The sequence below is a fragment of the Amycolatopsis sp. NPDC039088 genome (genome assembly GCF_055598845.1).
Map to the genome: position 1 here is coordinate 38,361 of NZ_JBVKAE010000017.1, position 16,503 is coordinate 54,863.

16 protein-coding genes are annotated in these 16,503 nt (G+C 68.3%); 4 read left to right on the top strand and 12 right to left on the bottom strand.

Annotated elements, in window-relative coordinates; translation table 11 throughout:
- Entirely contained in the window at nt 1-846 is an 846-nt protein-coding gene (locus ACZ7KI_RS22120) for an immunity 49 family protein (RefSeq protein ID WP_470274996.1), read from the top strand.
- A 28-nt stretch (nt 847-874) separates the two neighbouring features.
- Nucleotides 875-1,741, top strand: coding sequence for a ferredoxin (locus tag ACZ7KI_RS22125; protein ID WP_470274997.1), 867 nt, complete (start codon nt 875-877; stop codon nt 1,739-1,741).
- Nucleotides 1,742-1,833: 92 nt separating this feature from the next.
- On the opposite strand, the gene ilvA is transcribed toward ACZ7KI_RS22125, so the two are convergent.
- The gene (ilvA, locus tag ACZ7KI_RS22130; protein WP_470274998.1) at nt 1,834-3,036 is read right to left on the bottom strand and encodes a threonine ammonia-lyase; all 1,203 of its coding nucleotides are present in this window, start codon (nt 3,034-3,036) and stop codon (nt 1,834-1,836) included.
- 93 nt (nt 3,037-3,129) lie between these two features.
- Here ilvA and ACZ7KI_RS22135 point away from each other — a divergent pair, with 93 nt between their 5' ends.
- A complete protein-coding gene (locus ACZ7KI_RS22135) occupies nt 3,130-3,411 on the top strand; it encodes a hypothetical protein (RefSeq protein ID WP_470274999.1) in 282 nt (93 codons plus the stop codon).
- A 131-nt stretch (nt 3,412-3,542) separates the two neighbouring features.
- Here ACZ7KI_RS22135 and ACZ7KI_RS22140 read toward each other — a convergent pair whose 3' ends face one another.
- The 6 genes from ACZ7KI_RS22140 to ACZ7KI_RS22165 form a co-directional block, all read right to left on the bottom strand.
- On the bottom strand, nt 3,543-4,700 hold the full coding sequence (locus tag ACZ7KI_RS22140) for a cystathionine gamma-synthase (protein WP_470275000.1): 1,158 nt from the start codon (nt 4,698-4,700) through the stop codon (nt 3,543-3,545).
- Nucleotides 4,701-4,751: 51 nt separating this feature from the next.
- On the bottom strand, nt 4,752-5,363 hold the full coding sequence (locus tag ACZ7KI_RS22145) for a hypothetical protein (protein ID WP_470275001.1): 612 nt from the start codon (nt 5,361-5,363) through the stop codon (nt 4,752-4,754).
- A gap of 42 nt (nt 5,364-5,405) precedes the next feature.
- Nucleotides 5,406-5,726 carry a hypothetical protein gene (locus tag ACZ7KI_RS22150; RefSeq protein WP_470275002.1) on the bottom strand — a complete coding sequence of 107 codons (321 nt, stop codon included), beginning with the start codon at nt 5,724-5,726 and terminating at the stop codon, nt 5,406-5,408.
- Between the two features lie 37 nt (nt 5,727-5,763).
- On the bottom strand, nt 5,764-6,324 hold the full coding sequence (locus ACZ7KI_RS22155) for a hypothetical protein (RefSeq protein WP_470275003.1): 561 nt from the start codon (nt 6,322-6,324) through the stop codon (nt 5,764-5,766).
- Nucleotides 6,325-6,477: 153 nt separating this feature from the next.
- On the bottom strand, nt 6,478-8,046 hold the full coding sequence (locus tag ACZ7KI_RS22160; RefSeq protein ID WP_470275004.1) for a hypothetical protein: 1,569 nt from the start codon (nt 8,044-8,046) through the stop codon (nt 6,478-6,480).
- A gap of 116 nt (nt 8,047-8,162) precedes the next feature.
- Entirely contained in the window at nt 8,163-9,533 is a 1,371-nt protein-coding gene (locus ACZ7KI_RS22165; protein WP_465503708.1) for a cystathionine beta-synthase, read from the bottom strand.
- Between the two features lie 192 nt (nt 9,534-9,725).
- Here ACZ7KI_RS22165 and ACZ7KI_RS22170 point away from each other — a divergent pair, with 192 nt between their 5' ends.
- Nucleotides 9,726-10,946 (top strand): acetyl-CoA C-acetyltransferase, encoded by a 1,221-nt coding sequence (locus ACZ7KI_RS22170; protein ID WP_470275005.1) that lies wholly within the window; start codon nt 9,726-9,728, stop codon nt 10,944-10,946.
- Between the two features lie 94 nt (nt 10,947-11,040).
- Here the strand turns inward: ACZ7KI_RS22170 and ACZ7KI_RS22175 are convergent, their stop codons facing one another.
- From ACZ7KI_RS22175 to ACZ7KI_RS22195, 5 genes are all read right to left on the bottom strand, one after another.
- The gene (locus tag ACZ7KI_RS22175; RefSeq protein ID WP_470275006.1) at nt 11,041-12,576 is read right to left on the bottom strand and encodes a DHA2 family efflux MFS transporter permease subunit; all 1,536 of its coding nucleotides are present in this window, start codon (nt 12,574-12,576) and stop codon (nt 11,041-11,043) included.
- A gap of 225 nt (nt 12,577-12,801) precedes the next feature.
- Nucleotides 12,802-14,070 (bottom strand): YeeE/YedE family protein, encoded by a 1,269-nt coding sequence (locus tag ACZ7KI_RS22180; RefSeq protein ID WP_470275007.1) that lies wholly within the window; start codon nt 14,068-14,070, stop codon nt 12,802-12,804.
- 220 nt (nt 14,071-14,290) lie between these two features.
- Nucleotides 14,291-14,803 (bottom strand): LppU/SCO3897 family protein, encoded by a 513-nt coding sequence (locus ACZ7KI_RS22185; RefSeq protein WP_470275008.1) that lies wholly within the window; start codon nt 14,801-14,803, stop codon nt 14,291-14,293.
- Nucleotides 14,804-14,997: 194 nt separating this feature from the next.
- Nucleotides 14,998-15,531 (bottom strand): LppU/SCO3897 family protein, encoded by a 534-nt coding sequence (locus ACZ7KI_RS22190; RefSeq protein ID WP_470275009.1) that lies wholly within the window; start codon nt 15,529-15,531, stop codon nt 14,998-15,000.
- Nucleotides 15,532-15,605: 74 nt separating this feature from the next.
- Nucleotides 15,606-16,442 (bottom strand): Bax inhibitor-1/YccA family protein, encoded by an 837-nt coding sequence (locus tag ACZ7KI_RS22195; protein WP_465503702.1) that lies wholly within the window; start codon nt 16,440-16,442, stop codon nt 15,606-15,608.
- Nucleotides 16,443-16,503 lie beyond the last annotated feature (61 nt).

The window sequence follows — 16,503 nt, forward strand, 5'->3', positions numbered from 1 at the left end:
ATGACAACCGTGCCGAGGCACTCGGTGGACCGGGACGCGGTCCAGAAGCTCCTCGACGTCCTCGCTCCGCAGATCAGCTTCTACATCGACTACGTCGAGCAGGATCCGGCCGCGTTGAAGAACGTCCTGGGCCGGGCACTGGCGCTCACCCAGTACGAGTCCGTTCTGGACCCGACGGCCGCGGAAGCGCAGACCTGGGAGGATCTCCGGACCTCGGCTCAGGCCGCGACGGCGATCTTCACCGCGGCCGCCGCCGGGGAAGGCGAGATCGAAGCCGTGGTCGCGAAACCCTCGCGGTTCAAGGCCACCGGCCCGGTGTCCTATGCGAACGCGGGTGCCTGGCTTTCCGCCGTCTGGCTCGCGATCGTCAGCAGGGAAGACGACCTCGTCCGGCAGCTGTGCGCCATTCCGGAGGAAGTACTGCGGGCCTCGGGTGTCGAGCACGACGCCTATGTCTATCCCTGGGTGCAGACCATCCGGAACTTCCTGACGAACCAGGAGATCACTCCCGAACTGTTCAACACCGTCATGGACGGCACCGACCCCGACGCCGGGGGAAGCACGCCGCCGCGCGTCATGGCACAGCTCGTCTATCCGCCGGTCGAAATGTTCTACTACCTGCTCCGCCGCGACTCGGACAAGTTCGTCGTCTCCCTGGTACGCGCGCTGGAACAGCACCGGAAGTACTGGACGAGCGACGAGGACCTGGCCGACGAGCCCGACGGCTTCATCGCGTTCGCCCCGCTCGCCATCGCGGTGCTGGCCAAGTCCGTCGGGATGTCCGTGGAAGTGGAGTCGGAGTACCTGCCGTCGAACTTCCTCCAGGGCACCCGCCCGTCCGCGTGACGTCGGCGCGGATGAAGAGGGAGGGCTCATGAGCCGACCACAGGTGCCGTTGAACCAGCAGCAGCAACAGCAGCTCGTCTGGCAGATCGGCCATGCCCTCGCGACCCCGCTGCCGCCGGGCTGGCAGCAGATGCGCGTCGAGTACCGGGCGGCGGGCAGGCATGTCGAGGTCGACCTGCTCGTCACCGGTCAGGACGGGCTGCCTCGCCCGGTGCAGCCGAGCCCGGAAGCCGTGCAGCTGCTCGGAAATCTTCGTGCGGGGATGTACCAGCCCGGCCGGGGGACCTGGCTGAGCGCGATCCTGGTCTATGGCTCGGCGACGGTGCTCGGCACGGACTTCCTGCTGGACGTCGAGCCGCCGTGGCGGCAGGCGCCACCGCCGATCGGCTTCCAGGACGAGCTCCGGTTCTTCCCGCGCGCCGAGCAGAACATCCCGCCGTGGCTGCGGCAGCGGGCCGGCCTGGAACCCGCCCAGCCCGCCGAGCCGTTGGTGGCGACCCCGCCCGCGGAGACGCCGGAGGCCTTGAAGTCTCCGCGTGTCTACGACGGGCTCGACGAATCAGGCCGTCCGGTGGTGGACCGCGAGCCGCTGTCCCCCGCGGAGCGGGACCGCGTGCTGGAGTACCTCGACGGCGCCCCGGTCGTGCTGGCGTCACGGACCTATGACGCCGACGCGTTCGAACCCGACCGGGAACCGTTGGTGCCGTTGAACTTCCGCACGGACGGCCGGTGGTACTGGCCGGGCGCGGTCGCCTACTACCTGCGCGAGCACGACGTGGCGCCCGATCCCGAACTGCTCACCCACATCCGGGCGCTGCGGTTCACCCTGCCGGAGGTCGGCGAGCCCGAACGCGAACTCGCGGTCGCCGCCATCACCGGCCAACCGTCCACTTAGGACCAGCCACCCTACAGGCGACGAGGCCCCCTGTCGTGCGATGAAGGGGCCTTTCATGGCGAATTTTGCGATGAAAGGCCCCATCATCGCGCTCAAACGACCGTCCAACCCGCCTTCTGCAGCGCCTCCGCCACCTCGGCGCAATGCGAAGGACCGCGAGTCTCCAGCGCGAGGGAGATCTCGACCTCTCCGAGCGCGAGACTCCCCGAAACCCGCGAATGCTCGACGTCCAGGACGTTCGCGCCCAGTTCGCTGACGCGAGAAAGCACCGAAGCGAGCGAGCCCGGCCTGTCCGGCACCAGTAGCCGCAGCTTCAGGTAGCGGCCGCCCGCGGTCATCCCGTGCCGGACGATCTGGAGCAGCAGCACCGGGTCGACGTTGCCGCCCGAAAGAATCGCCACGATCGGCGGCTCGAAGGCGCCCGGATGCTGCATCAGTGCCGCCACCCCGGCCGCGCCCGCCGGTTCGACGACGAGTTTCCGCCTTTCCAGGCAAAGCAGCACCGCCCGCGAAAGCGACTCCTCGGTCACCGTCACGACGTCGTCGACCAGTTCGGCGACGTGCGCGTAGCTGATCGGCCCAGGCTGGCCGACGGCGATCCCGTCGGCCATCGTGTGCATCTCACGCAGCCGGACCGGCTCGCCCGCGGCCAGCGACGGCGGATACGCGGCGGCTTCCTCGGCCTGGACGCCGACGATCCGCACTTCCGGCCGGAGCGCCTTCACCGCCGAAGCGACCCCGCCGACCAGACCGCCGCCTCCGGTCGAGACCAACACTGTCCGGACACCCGGGACCTGGTCGAGGATCTCCAGCCCGACGGTGCCCTGCCCGGCGATGATGTCCGCGTGGTCGAACGGGTGGATGAACACCGCCCCGGTGCGCTCGCCGAACGCGATCGCCTCGGCAAGGGTCTCCTCCAGTACCTCGCCGTGCAGGTGGACGTCGGCGCCGTAGCCGCGGGTGGCGGCGAGTTTCGGCAGCGGCGCGCGTTGCGGCATGAAGACCGTCGCCTTCGTCCCAAGCAGCGCCGACGCGAGCGCGACCCCTTGCGCGTGATTGCCCGCGCTCGCCGCGACCACCCCGCGGGCGCGTTCCTCGGCGGACAGGCCGTGGATCCGGGTGTACGCCCCGCGGATCTTGAACGAACCCGTGCGCTGGAGGTTCTCGCATTTGAGGTGGACCGGGCCGCCATGGAGCTTCCGAAGATCTCTGGCGTGCTCCATGGGAGTCACGCGAGTCACGCCTTCCAGCAGCTTGCGGGCCGCCCGGACCCTCTCGACGCCGACCAGTTCCATGACCGGATGATGCCACCTGGCGGATACGTCACGTGACAAGTTCACTGTCCGGGTACCCTTGACGACGGCGGTGAAGGCGACCAGGGAGCGCGCATGGCACGGGGGAACATCGGCAGGGTCCGGGCGACCCGTTCCGCCGGATTACTGCCGGCCGTGCTGGCCCTGACCTCGGCCGCGCTGCTGACCGGCGCCGCGGTCTACACGGTCGATCGCGCCGGTTGCGTGGACCCGGGCCAGTACATCCGGCACGACAATCACATCGAACTCGTCGGCGGCTGCGTCGACGGCTCCGAACTGCCCGCCGCGCCGCAGGGGACCACGCACGAAGCCGACTCGGAAGTCGGCGGCGTCCAGCCCGGCAGCTTCCGCCCGTAACCGGGCGATTCCTCCCACCACACCGCGCTGACCAGCGCGAAAAGAGCAAGGGACCTTTGCTGTCACTTAGTTAGCATTCCTACGCTAACGATAGCAAAGGTCCCTTGCTCCCACTCTGGGCTCGGCGGCGGTCAGCCCAGGGCCTTGGCCAGGTCGTCGACCAGGTCGCTGCCGTCCTCGATGCCGACGGACAGGCGCAGCAGGTTGTCCGGCACCTGCAGGGTCGACCCCACGGTGCTCGCGTGCGTCATCCGGCCCGGGTGCTCGATGAGCGATTCGATACCGCCCAGCGACTCCGCGAGGATGAACAGCTTCGTCTTCGACGCGACGTCGAGCGCGGCCTGCTCGCCGTCGACGTGGGTGAACGAGATCATCCCGCCGAAGCGTCGCATCTGCTTCGAAGCGACCTCGTGGCCCGGGTGCTCCGGAAGGCCCGGGTAGTAGACGCGCTCGACCTTCGGGTGCTTCAGCAGCATCCGGGCGATCAGTTCGGCGTTGTCGCTGTGCCGCTCCATCCGCAGCGCCAGCGTCTTGATCCCGCGCAGCGTCAGCCACGCGTCGAACGGGCCGGGCACCGCACCGGCCGCGTTGCGCAGGTAGAACAGCTGCTCGCGCAGTTCGTCCTCGTTGGTCAGGATCGCGCCACCGACGACGTCGGAGTGCCCGCCGAGGTACTTGGTCGTCGAGTGCAGGACGACGTCCGCGCCCAGCGAAAGCGGGTTCTGCAGGTACGGGGTGGCGAAGGTGTTGTCGACGACCAGACGGGCGCCGGCGCCGTGCGCGACCTCGGCCAGCGCGGCGATGTCGGCGATCCCCAGCATCGGGTTCGTCGGCGACTCGCACCAGATCAGCTTCGTCTCCGGCCGGATCGCGGCGCGGACCTCGGCGATGTTCCCGAGATCGGCGACAGTGTGCTCGACTCCCCACAGGCTGAGCACCTTGTCGATCAGCCGGAACGTGCCGCCGTACGCGTCGTTGCCGAGCACGAGGTGGTCACCGGGACGCAGCGTCGCCCGCAACAGGACGTCACTGGCCGCCATCCCCGACGCGTAGGCCAGGCCGTGCCGGGCACCTTCCAGCGCCGCGAGCGCGACCTCCAGCGCGGTGCGGGTGGGGTTCGCGGTACGCGAGTATTCGTAGTCGCCCTCGCGCGTACCGCCGACGCCGTCCTGCGCGTAGGTCGACGTCTGGTAGATCGGCACGATGACCGCGCCGGTCCGGGGATCAGGGGTCTGCCCGGCATGGATCGCGCGTGTCTCGAAGCCCAGCAGAGAGTAGTCGTCGGCCATACCGTCAAGGGTACGACCACCACCCCGGGATCCCATCGTCTGGGATCGAACTCACCACTGGCCGGGTGGCGGACCCTGCTGCGGCGGCGGCGGATAACCGGCAGGCGGGTATCCGGGCGGCGCCTGGGGATACCCGAAGTTCTGCGGCGGCATGAACGCCGCGGGCTGCTTCCCGGCCGCGAGCCAGCGGCCGGTCGGCGGGAGCAACGCCAGCACGATGGTCGCGATCGCCGGGATCAGCAACTGGACGATCAGTCCGAGGAATCCGTAGGCGACCGAGACTCCTCCGTACACGTAGAAGAAGCCCACCCCGGTCGCGCGCAGAACGACAAGGACGATCCCGAAGAAGATTCCCGCGCCCGCGCCGATCACGACGAGCATGCGCCCGACGCTCTTGCGCCGGAGCAACAGGATTCCGCCGATCAGCAGGAGCACCGCGACGGCGAGGTCGAGGATCCCGCCGACGATGTAGTACGACCGCACCCGGTTGATCAGCAGGATGATCGCCCGGACGAGACCGGACAAGAACCACACGCCGCCGAGGATCGCGAGGATCCCGGCGATGACGCCGGTGGCACCGTTCGGCTTCCGCGCCATTCCGGGTGGCGGATAGGCGCCGGGTGGCGGATAGCCGCCTTGCGGCGGGTACTGCTGATACGTCATCGCTCCCCCTGTCGAGATCCTCGCCTCATCCTGTCAGCCCCGCTACCGGCCGGGAAGCCGATCCTGCTTCGACGGGCTCTTCGTCATCACGCCGCTTTCCCTCCAGCCAATCCGAAGAGCGGAGAGGGCCATGGCGAAGAGCATGAACGCGACCAAGTCGTTCGTGACCGTCGGCTGCCCGTCCACCTCGGCGAAGAAGTAGGCCCGGGCATCCCCGTCGACGAGCAGAGTGGCTACCAGCCCGAGCGCCGCCCCGGCGACCACGAGGGTGCGGCCGAGCGGCTTCCCCCCAGCCGAAGAGCGAGGACGGCCGCGCCGATCGCGGTCGCCGAAGACTGGTTCTGGCTCATGGAACTCCCCCAAGTCGAGCCGGCGGACGACCGCCGGACTCCTCAGGGTCTCACCGACCGCGTTGCTGCGGAAACTGGTTCTGCGGCCGGTAAGGCTGGACCGGGGCAGGCCGCCAGCGCAGATACTTCAGCGTCGGCGGGATGATCGCGAAGATCACCGTGAACGGCACGACCGCGAAGATGACCACGCGGACGATGGCGACGAAAGACTCGAACTCGAACTGCGTACGGAAGTACACGCCGTAGGTCCCGTTGAACGCCAACGGTTCCATCACTACGGCGGCGATCACCATCAGTGAGCCGAAGATCAACAGCGCTGCGCCGGCGACCGAGCGGAAGAACGCCGACAGTGCACCGACCAGGAGGAACAGCGCGGCCAGCAGGTACAGGCCCAACGCGGTCAGCACGAGACCGGGCAGATCGCCGATGCTGAACCCGGACGGCAGCTTCAGAAAGAAGTAGATCGGGAGGTACCCGGCGGCGACCGCGGCGACGAGCCCGAGCAGTGCGGCGATGATCGCCGTCGCTCCGGCCGGCCTCGCCTGCGGTGCGGGATATCCGAAACCGGCCGGTCCGGGCTGCTGCGCGGGATCTCCGTACGGGCCGGTCACGTCGCCCCCATCAGCCGGGTGTCGGTCAACGGCGCTCACCCTAGCCCGGTGGACCCGGTCGTGGAGGACGAATCGGAAGACATCGACGGAAACAGAACGCCCCCGGCCGACCGGCCGGGGGCGTTCTGCACGAAACCGTTCAGTGGCTGCTGATCACCACTGCTGCGGCGGCTGGCCGGGCTGCTGACCCGGCTGGCCGAAACCGCCACTGGGCGGCCCCTGCTGACCAGGCTGCTGCCCGAAACCACCCTGCTGCTGCGGTTGGCCGAAGCCGCCCTGCTGCTGCGGCTGCTGACCGAAACCGCCCTGCTGCTGACCCGGCTGACCGAAGCCACCGCCGGGCTGGCCGGGCTGCTGGTGCTGCTGGCCGAAACCGCCTTGCTGGCCCGGCTGCGGGAACCCGCCCGAAGACGGACCGGGCTGGCCGTAGGGATTCTGCTGCTGACCGTACGGTCCGGGCTGACCCGGCTGCCCCGGCTGACCGAAGCCGCCCTGCGGCGGACCGCCGAAACCTCCCGGCTGGCCGCTCTGCGTGGCGCCGAGCGCCGAGCCGCCGCCACCGAGACCGACGAACTTCGTGGTCGCCGGGATCAGGCCCAGCACACCGATGATCAGGATCAGGATGCCGAAGATCAGGTGCGGCAGGCCGATGCCGATGCCGACCTTGTCACCCAGCGGTCCGAGCTCACGCTTGAACTCCTCCGACGGCGTCGTGCCGAGCAGCAGGAGCAGACCGAAGAGGAACAACAGCGCACCGGACGCGGTGACCGCGATCGGCACGATCTTCTTGAGCGAGGCCGGAAGCTTGCCCACCAGTGCGAGACCGGCACCGGACGCCGTCGCGATGAGCGAGGCGACCAGCAGCAGGATCACGTACAGCCAGACGATGCCGGGACCGACCGTCCCGGCCTTGTCGAGGAACTGCTGCAGTGCCTCGTCGCTCGGCGCGTTGCCGAGGCCTTCGGAGTAGTCGCTCGCGTCGCCGAAGTACACGAAGCTGAAGATCAGCGCGAGAAGACCGAGAAGGCCGACCAGTCCACCGGCGATGAACCCGAACATCGGGTTCCCGCCGCCGCCACCGGCGGGAGCGGAGCTGTAGCCCTGCGGCGGTCCGCCGAAACCGGGCTGCTGGCCGAAACCGCCCTGCGGCTGCCCGCCGAACCCCTGCTGGGGCTGGCCGAAACCGGGCTGCTGCTGGCCCTGCGACGGGTCGAACCCGCCCGACTGGGGCCCACCGAAGCCCTGCTGCTGACCAAAGCCGCCACCCTGGGCGCCGTAGGCACCGGCGGCCGGGTTGTCGGCCGCGCTCGGCGGCGGGGCGTACGGGATGGCGGGCGGCTGCGAACCCGGCGGCACGAGCTGGGTGGAGTCGGCGCCGGGGGCTTCCCCGCCACCGCTCACCGGCTGGACGACCTGGGTGGCGTTCGCGTCGCCGGAACCCTGCTGCACCGGCTGGACGACCTGTGTCGCGTCACCGCCGGGACGGGCGGGCTGCACGACCTGCGTGGGCTCCGGCGTGTCGCCGAACCCGCCACCCTGGGGCTGCTCATACGAAGGCTGCCCGTACTGCGGTTGCCCGTAGTCGGGCTGCGCGGGCTGCACCACCTGGGTCGGTTCCGGGGAACCGAACGGGTTGTCTTGCTGCGGCTGGGGGCCACTCGGGGGTCCCTGCGGTGGCTGGGCGCCACCCCAAGGCTGATTCGGTGGCTGCGGAGCACTCATTTGGGTCTTGAACCCCCTTGACGAGGACATAAAAGTTCAACTCACCCAATACGCTATCGGATAGCCGGGTGGGCCGCTCGTAACGCCCCGGCCCGGCCATCCGATGGAATGCCTCTTTAGCGTCCCGCGAGAAACGCGAGCAGGTCGTGACGGGTGACCACGCCCGCCGGCTTGCCGTCGACCAGCACCAACGCGCCGTCGGCGCCCGACAGCGCGTTCATCGCCGAACCCACCTGTTCACCGGCGCCGATGGTCGGCAGCGGCGGCGACATGTGCTGTTCGAGCCTGTCGGCCAGCTGCGCCTTGCCGGTGAAGAGCGCTTCGAGCAGGTCACGTTCGTTGACCGCGCCGACCACCTCGGCCGCCATGACCGGCGGTTCCGCGCTGACCACGGGCATCTGGCTGACGCCGAACTCCGAAAGGATCGCCACCGCTTCGGCGACCGTTTCGTTCGGGTGACTGTGCACCAGGCTGGGCAGCGAGCCGCTCTTCTTCATCAGGACGTCGCCGACGGTCGCGCCGCTGGAATCCGGCGGCAGGAAGCCGTAGGAGGACATCCAGTCGTCGTTGAACACCTTGGTGAGGTAGCCGCGGCCGCCGTCGGGCAGGAGCACGACGACGACGTCGTCCGGGCCGAGCCCTTCGGCGAGCTTGAGCGCGGCGGCGACGGCCATGCCGCACGAGCCGCCGACGAGCAGCCCCTCCTCGAGCGCGAGACGGCGGGTGATGTCGAAGGAATGCGCGTCCGACACCGGGATGATCTGGTCGGCGATGTTCCGGTCGTAGGTGTCCGGCCAGAAGTCCTCACCGACGCCCTCGACCAGGTACGGGCGCCCGGAGCCGCCGGAGTAGACCGAGCCTTCGGGGTCCGCGCCGATGACCCGGACCCGGCCGTCGCTGACCTCTTTGAGGTACTTGCCGGTGCCCGAGATCGTGCCACCCGTGCCGACGCCGGCGACGAAATGCGTGATCTTGCCCTCGGTCTGGCGCCAGAGTTCCGGGCCGGTCGAGTGGTAGTGGCTGGCGGGGTTCTCCGGGTTGGCGTACTGGTTCGGCTTCCAGGCGCCCTCGATCTCACGCACGAGGCGGTCGGAGACGTTGTAGTAGGAGTCAGGATGCTCCGGCGCGACCGCTGTCGGGCACACCACGACACGGGCGCCGTAGGCCTTGAGCACGTTGCGCTTGTCCTCGCTGACCTTGTCCGGGCAGACGAACACGCACTTGTACCCCTTGCGCTGCGCCACCATGGCCAGCCCGACGCCGGTGTTGCCGGACGTCGGCTCGACGATGGTGCCGCCGGGCTTCAGCTCGCCGGAGCGCTCCGCGGCCTCGATCATCCGCAGCGCGATACGGTCCTTGACGCTGCCGCCGGGGTTGACGTACTCGACTTTGGCGAGGATGAGCGGTTGCAGCCCCTCGGCCAGTGCGTTCAGCTTGACCAGCGGGGTGTTGCCCACGAGGTCCACGATGTGCTCGACGTAATCCACAGTGACAGCCTAAACGCCGCTGGTCGGGATGTGCCCACTCAACTCCGGCGGGCTCTGGCCGCCCGGAAGGTGTTGGCCGAAAGAGTGGCGTAGGTCGCGTTCGCCTTTGACCCGCACCTCCCTCCGGTGGAGGATGCCGGGTGAGCAACCGCTTAGCGCGTGTCTGGATCGAGAACAAGGGAGTGTCGTTCCATGCCCGAAGCCGTCATCGTCTCCACCGCCCGATCCCCGATCGGCCGCGCCGGCAAGGGATCGCTGGTGAGCATGCGCCCGGACGATCTCACCGTGCAGATGGTCCGCGCCGCGCTCGACAAGGTCCCCGAACTCGACCCGACGCAGATCGAAGACCTCATGCTGGGCTGTGGTCTCCCCGGCGGCGAGCAGGGCTTCAACATGGGCCGCGCGGTCGCCGTCGAACTCGGCTACGACCACCTGCCCGGTTGCACCATCACGCGTTACTGCTCGTCCAGCCTGCAGACCACCCGCATGGCGCTGCACGCGATCAAGGCGGGCGAAGGCGACGTGTTCATCTCCGCCGGCGTCGAGACCGTCTCGCGCTTCGCCAACGGCAGCTCGGACTCCTGGCCGAACACCCACAACCCGCTCTTCGCCGACGCCGAGGCCCGCACCGCCCAGGTGGCCGCCGAAGGCGCCGACAGCTGGACCGACCCTCGCGAGAACGGCGCCCTGCCGGACGTCTACATCGCGATGGGCCAGACCGCCGAGAACCTCGCGCGGCTGAAGAACGTGTCGCGTGAAGAGATGGACGAGTTCGGCGTCCGTTCGCAGAACCTCGCCGAGAAGGCCATCGCGGACGGCTTCTGGGCCAAGGACATCACGCCGGTGACCCTGCCGGACGGCACCGTGGTCTCGAAGGACGACGGCCCGCGCGCCGGAGTCACCCTCGAAGGCGTCTCCGGCCTCAAGCCGGTCTTCCGCCCCGACGGCCGCATCACCGCCGGAAACTGCTGCGCGCTCAACGACGGCGCCGCCGCGGTGATCATCATGTCCGACACCAAGGCGAAGGAACTCGGCCTCACGCCGCTCGCCCGCGTCGTCTCGACCGGCGTTTCGGGACTGTCGCCGGAGATCATGGGCTATGGCCCGGTCGAGGCGTCGAAGCGGGCGCTCGCGCGCGCCGGGATGGCGATCGGCGACATCGACCTCGTCGAGATCAACGAGGCGTTCGCGGCGCAGGTCATCCCGTCCTACAAGGACCTCGGGATCGACCTCGACAAGCTGAACGTCAACGGCGGCGCGATCGCCGTCGGCCACCCGTTCGGCATGACCGGCGCGCGGATCACCTCGACGCTGATCAACTCGCTGCAGCACCACGACAAGCAGTTCGGCCTCGAGACGATGTGCGTCGGCGGCGGCCAGGGCATGGCGATGGTGCTGGAGCGCCTCTCCTGACCCTTTGACCTGCGAAAAGAGAGCAAGGGACCTTTGCTAGCGTTAGTTAGTGCGCTAACGAACGCTAGCAAAGGTCCCTTGCTCTCTTCCGGGCCTAGTGGGTCATGATCGGCGGCGCCGCGGGGACCTCGCCGTCGGCCGCGCCCTCCGGCAACGCGGGCTTGGTCTTCGGCAGGAACGCCGCCGGGATCAGGCACAGCGCCAGCAGGATCATCGACCACAGGAACGTCGTCGAGAACGAGTCCGCGGCCAGTCCCGCGGCCGCCTCGTGCGTGGCCGGGTTCATGATCGCGCCCGTCGCGGCGAGCTGCCCCTGAGCGGTCGGCACGCCGAACTTCCCGGCCAGCTGTGCCGCGAGAATGATCGACAGCACGGCCGCGCCGATAGCTCCGGCGGTCTGCTGGAAGATGTTCGTCGCCGTCGACGCCCTCGCCATGTCCTTCGGCTCGAGCGTCTGCAGCGCGGCCGAGGTGATCGGCATCATCGTCGCGCCCATGCCGAGCCCGATGACGAACAGCGCCGAAAGCAGCAGCCAGTACGGCGTCGTCGCGGTGACCTGGGTGAACGAGATCAACCCGGCGAGCATCAGCACGAGTCCGGGCAGCACGATCTTCCTGGCGCCGATCTTGTCCGCCAGCCTGCCCGCCATCGGCATGGTCAGCATCGCGCCGAGACCCTGCGGTGCGAGCAACAGCCCCGCGTTCATCGCCGACTCACCGCGGGCGAGCACGAAGTACGTGGGCAGCAACAGCATCGCGCCGAAGAACGCGACGCAGAAGAACGTCATCGTCACCATCGCGACGGAGAACGACCGGTTCTTGAACAGCTTCAAGTCGACCAGCGGGTTCGAAACCCGGTTCGCCCGCAGCACGAACGCCACCAGCAACACGATCCCGGCCAGCGCGGGCAGCCACACGTCCACCGCGCCGACACCACCCGCCGACGGGATGTTCGAAACGCCGAAGATCAACGCCGCCAGCCCCGGCGACACCATCAGCATGCCGACGAAGTCGAACCGCTCGCCGGGCTCCGGCCGGTCCTTCGGCAGCAGGCGCCAGGCCAGCGCCAGCGTGATCAAGCCGATCGGCAGGTTGATGTAGAAGATCCAGCGCCAGCTCACCGCGTCGACCAGCCAGCCGCCGAGGATCGGGCCGCCGATCGGGCCGAGCAGCATCGGCACGCCGAGCACGCCCATCACGCGCCCGATCCGGTGCGGCCCCGCCGTCCTGGTCAGGATCGTCATACCGGCGGGCATCAGCATGCCGCCGCCGAAGCCCTGCAGGATCCGGAAGACGATCAGCGATTCGACGTCCCAGGCCATCCCGGCGAGCATCGATCCGATCAGGAACAGCCCGATCGCCACCATGTAGAGGCGCTTGGTGCCGAACCGGTCCGAGGCCCAGCCGGTGACCGGGATGACCGTGGCCAGCGCCAGCATGTACCCGGTCGCGATCCACTGGATGGTGTCGAAGGACGTCTGGAACTCGATGGTCAGCTTCTGGAGCGCGACGTTGACGACCGTCGTGTCGAGGATCGCCATGATCGCGCCGAGGATGACGACGGCGGCGACCTTGAGCACGCCGGCGTCGAGTTTGTCTCCGGCGGGCGCGGCCGGACCTTGCGTTGACATGAAAAACCCGTCCCTGGTGATCAGCGGACGCGACGACCCCCGCCGGTCGCGACTGCGAAATTGATGCCCGGCACCTGCGCCGGGCCTTCCCCATGACACTTGTGCACTAATGCACAAGCGAGAACATGTAGCCGAGGGTAGCCGAACACGGGTTTTACCTGCCAGCTTTTTCCCCGTATGCGGGCCGAAAGGGCAAGCCCGCATACGGTTTGTCACACTGGGTGATCAGCAGACGCTGTCTGTGGGAGCCGGGTTGCCGAGCCCGAAAAGCGGCCGAAGCTTGAGCCCGATCCAAGTGCCGCCGAGCGCGAACACACCCCACAGCCAGCCGTGCAGACTGCCGACGGAGATACCGCCGAGGTAGGCGCCGATGTTGCAGCCGCCCGCCATCCGCGCGCCGACACCCATCAGGATCCCGCCGAGCACCGCGGCGACGGCGGTGCGCCACGGGATCGAACTGTGGATCTTCCACGCGCCTGCCGCCGCGGCGGCGATCCCCGCGCCGACCATGATGCCGATGTCGGTGAGGCTGTTCTTGTCCTTCCAGATCGGCGCCGCCAGCGAAGCCGCGTTCGCCTTGAGACGCCAGAACTCCCACGTCTCCGGGTGCAGCCCGAACACCTGCAGGATCTTGGCGCCCCACAGGCTGAAGGCGCTCGTCACACCCCAGATCCCGCCGGAGACCAGGAAGACCGCGCCTGCCAGCACGCCGAGGACGACAGCTCCGACGAGGATCGGCCACGAGCCGCGGAAGATCCGGGCGAAGCCGTGCGCGGTCGGCACGACGCCGACCGGCGGCGGAGTGCGGCGCTTCTGCACGAACCGGGTGCCCAGCACGATCGCGGCGAGAACGGCGACGGTGATCGCCCACGAACCGAACCAGCCGACGTGGTCGGCGAGCAGGACGCCCTTGAACTCGGGCCAGCCCGAAAGCAGCGGATACGCCCACGTGTAGAGGACCGATCCGGTGATGAACCCGCCGAGGGTCAGCACGATCGTCGACTGCCCCGAGCCGACCGCGAACAGCGTTCCCGACGCGCAAGCACCGCCCAGCTGCATGCCGATGGCGAAGATCGTCGCGCCGACGAACAACGCGAGTCCCAATCCGCCCGCGGTCGGGTTCGGGGTACTGCCGAACAGGCCGGAGCCGGTGCCGACGATCAACGCGATCAGGGTCGCGGCGGTGCCGAGCAACAGCGTGTGCGCCCGCAGGCCCTGGCCGTTGCCGACCGCGATCAGCTGGCGCCAGGCCGAGGTGAAACCGAAGCGGGAGTGGAAGAGCGCGAGCCCGAGCAGGAGCCCGAGGATGAGCAGGACACCGAACTTCGCCCCGTGCGCCGCCCAGACGTACCAGGTCAGGCCGACGGCGAGCACACCCGCGACCGCCAGCGGCACGATCTTGACCGGCTCCTCCGGTTGCGGGACCGGGGCGGCGCAAGAGGTCGGGAAGTCGAGGAGTTTCTTCGCACCGGCTTGGGTTTCTGTCGTCGCCACCAGGACTCCAGGTCGATCGGCGGGGTTGGGGACGAGCAACGTTAGGTCGGGTGACCGCCCGGTCGCAGCCCGTCCCACAGTGTGCGACGAACGGACGCGCCCGCGGGACTGGATGGCGGCGGCGATACCAAAGGTCCCTTGCTCCCCCGAAGCGTGTGAAGGCCCCCTTCACTCTCGACTCAGCCGAGGGAAGGGGGCCTTCACGCGAGACTTCGGGCTACTACGCGGCCGTCTTGATGCAGATCGTGGTCGGCGGCGTCGAGTACACCGCCACTCGCGTGGCATCGGTGCCCTCACAGGACGCCTGGTCCGCGACGCCGGCGATCTTCACCAGTTCCGCGTCCTTGGCGGGATCGGTGCAGGACACCTTCTGGTAGCCGGCGGTCTTCGAGCTGAAGCCCTTGAGGCAGTCGCCCTGCTTCGCGTTGACGATCAGGCACAGCTTGTACGAGATCCGGCCGGACATCGAGATCGTGTCGTAGTCACCCTCAGGGCAGGACTCGTCGCCACCCACGCGCGCGGCGATCTTGACGTTCGCCTCCTGCGTGCCGCAATCGGCCTTCGTCGGCTCGTCGGCTTTCCGCGAGAACTCGGTCACGCTCAAGCAGTCGCCGGCCTGGGCACTGCCCGTACCGGTGAAGTAGTTGACAGCGAAGGCGCCGGCACTGAGCACCACGACGAGAATCGGAATCGCGATTCTCAGCCAGGCGAGCTTGGACCGCTTGGACGCCACCGGCTGAACGCCGGGAGGCGGACCGAAAGCGTCAGGCTGTCCCACCGGCATTTGGCCCCCAGGGGCCGGCTGGGAAGTGGTCACCGAGAAACCTCACAGGTGTGAAAGGAATGAGAACCTCGGTATCAAACACGTAGCGTGAGCAACGCCACCAAGCAGGTCCCCGAAAGAGTGAAGCGCCCTGGTCGAGATCGCTATTTGGTGCTCTTCACGCAGACCGTCGAAGGCGGGGTCGAGTAGCTCTTCAGATCGGTCGCTTCCGTGTCGTCACAGGTCGCGACACCGTCGACCACCTTCAGGACCTCCGCGTCCCTCGCGGGATCCGAGCACGGAACCTTCTGGTAGGCCACGCTGTCGGCGAGGAAGTTTTCGAGACAGTCGCCCTGTTTGGCGTTGATCATCATGCAGAGCTTGTACGAGGCGAAGGTCTTGTCGACGGTGAGCTGGTCGTACTCGCCCGCCGGGCACGCGCCGCCGGCGTCGGTCTTCGCCCCGGCCTTGGCGTTGGCCTCGACCGAGCCGCAGTCCGCCTTGACCGGGTCTTCGTCGACCTCGCCGAACGTGGTGATCGCGTAACAGTCGCCGACCCGGACGTAGTCCGTGTCGGCGAGGTAGCCGAAGATCCACGAAGACGCGCTCAGTACCACGATCGCGACCGGCACCAAAATGCCGACCCAGAACCATTTCGACCGCTTCGGCCTGGGCGGTTCACCACTGTGCTCGGTCATGCGGTCAGCGTATTCGCAGGCACGAAAAAGGGCGCCCCGATCGCTCGGAGCGCCCTTTCGCGGAGAAGATCCGGTCAGTCGTTTTGGAAGTACGACAGCAACCGCAGGATCTCGAGGTACAGCCAGACCAGGGTGGTCATCAGGCCGAAGGCGGCGAACCACGCCCACTTCGACGGCATGCCTTCGCGGATCATCCGGTCGGCCTGGTCGAAGTCGAGCAGGAAGCTGAACGCCGCGACGCCGATCACCACGAGGCTGAAGATGATCGCGATCGGCCCGCCGTCACGCAGCGGGTTGAAACCGAAGAAGCTCGTGATGAGGTTGATCAGCATCAGGATCGCGACACCGACGACGGCGCCGATGATCCACTTCGTCAGCTTCGGGGTGACCTTGACGGCACCCGTCTTGTAGACGACCAGCATCGCGATGAAGACACCAGCGGTACCGATGATCGCCTGGATCGCGATCCCGGGGTACATCGCCTCGAACAGACCGCTGATCGCGCCGAGGAAGACACCCTCGACGGCCGAGTACGCCAGCGTGAGCGGGCCGCTCGGCATCTTCTTGAAGATGATGACCAGCGAAATCACGAGGCCGACGATCATCGCGCCGACGAGTACGCCGATCACGCCCATCGGGATGCCCGTGATCTTGCCGGTCGCCGAAACCGGGATCTGGCCGATCGCCCAGATCGCGGTGAGCACACCGGTGATCAAGGCGACACCGAGGCTCAGCGCCGTCTTGATGACGACGTCGTCGACGGTCATCGGACGGTCGTCGGCGCCGGCGGAAGTCTGCGGAGGGCCGTAGCCGGGGACCCCGCCCTGGGGTTGGTTGAAGCCTACGTTGGGTCCGTACTCCGCCGCGCCACGCGGCAGGTTCCGGAACGCCGGGTTGCTACTGGATCGCACCTGATCCTCCTGGATCTACTGGCACCTGCATCGGGTTCAACGACCGCGCGGGCCGCCCGGT

What these genes read in the sequence shown, in the direction of transcription:
- ACZ7KI_RS22145 (WP_470275001.1), bottom strand. Translation starts at nt 5,363, where the DNA reads ATGACGTATCAGCAGTACCCGCCGCAAGGCGGCTATCCGCCACCCGGC.
- ACZ7KI_RS22190 (WP_470275009.1), bottom strand. Translation starts at nt 15,531, where the DNA reads ATGACCGAGCACAGTGGTGAACCGCCCAGGCCGAAGCGGTCGAAATGG.
- ACZ7KI_RS22135 (WP_470274999.1), top strand. Translation starts at nt 3,130, where the DNA reads ATGGCACGGGGGAACATCGGCAGGGTCCGGGCGACCCGTTCCGCCGGA.
- ACZ7KI_RS22175 (WP_470275006.1), bottom strand. Translation starts at nt 12,576, where the DNA reads ATGTCAACGCAAGGTCCGGCCGCGCCCGCCGGAGACAAACTCGACGCC.
- ACZ7KI_RS22160 (WP_470275004.1), bottom strand. Translation starts at nt 8,046, where the DNA reads ATGAGTGCTCCGCAGCCACCGAATCAGCCTTGGGGTGGCGCCCAGCCA.
- ACZ7KI_RS22120 (WP_470274996.1), top strand. Translation starts at nt 1, where the DNA reads ATGACAACCGTGCCGAGGCACTCGGTGGACCGGGACGCGGTCCAGAAG.
- ACZ7KI_RS22140 (WP_470275000.1), bottom strand. Translation starts at nt 4,700, where the DNA reads ATGGCCGACGACTACTCTCTGCTGGGCTTCGAGACACGCGCGATCCAT.
- ilvA (WP_470274998.1), bottom strand. Translation starts at nt 3,036, where the DNA reads ATGGAACTGGTCGGCGTCGAGAGGGTCCGGGCGGCCCGCAAGCTGCTG.
- ACZ7KI_RS22125 (WP_470274997.1), top strand. Translation starts at nt 875, where the DNA reads ATGAGCCGACCACAGGTGCCGTTGAACCAGCAGCAGCAACAGCAGCTC.
- ACZ7KI_RS22170 (WP_470275005.1), top strand. Translation starts at nt 9,726, where the DNA reads ATGCCCGAAGCCGTCATCGTCTCCACCGCCCGATCCCCGATCGGCCGC.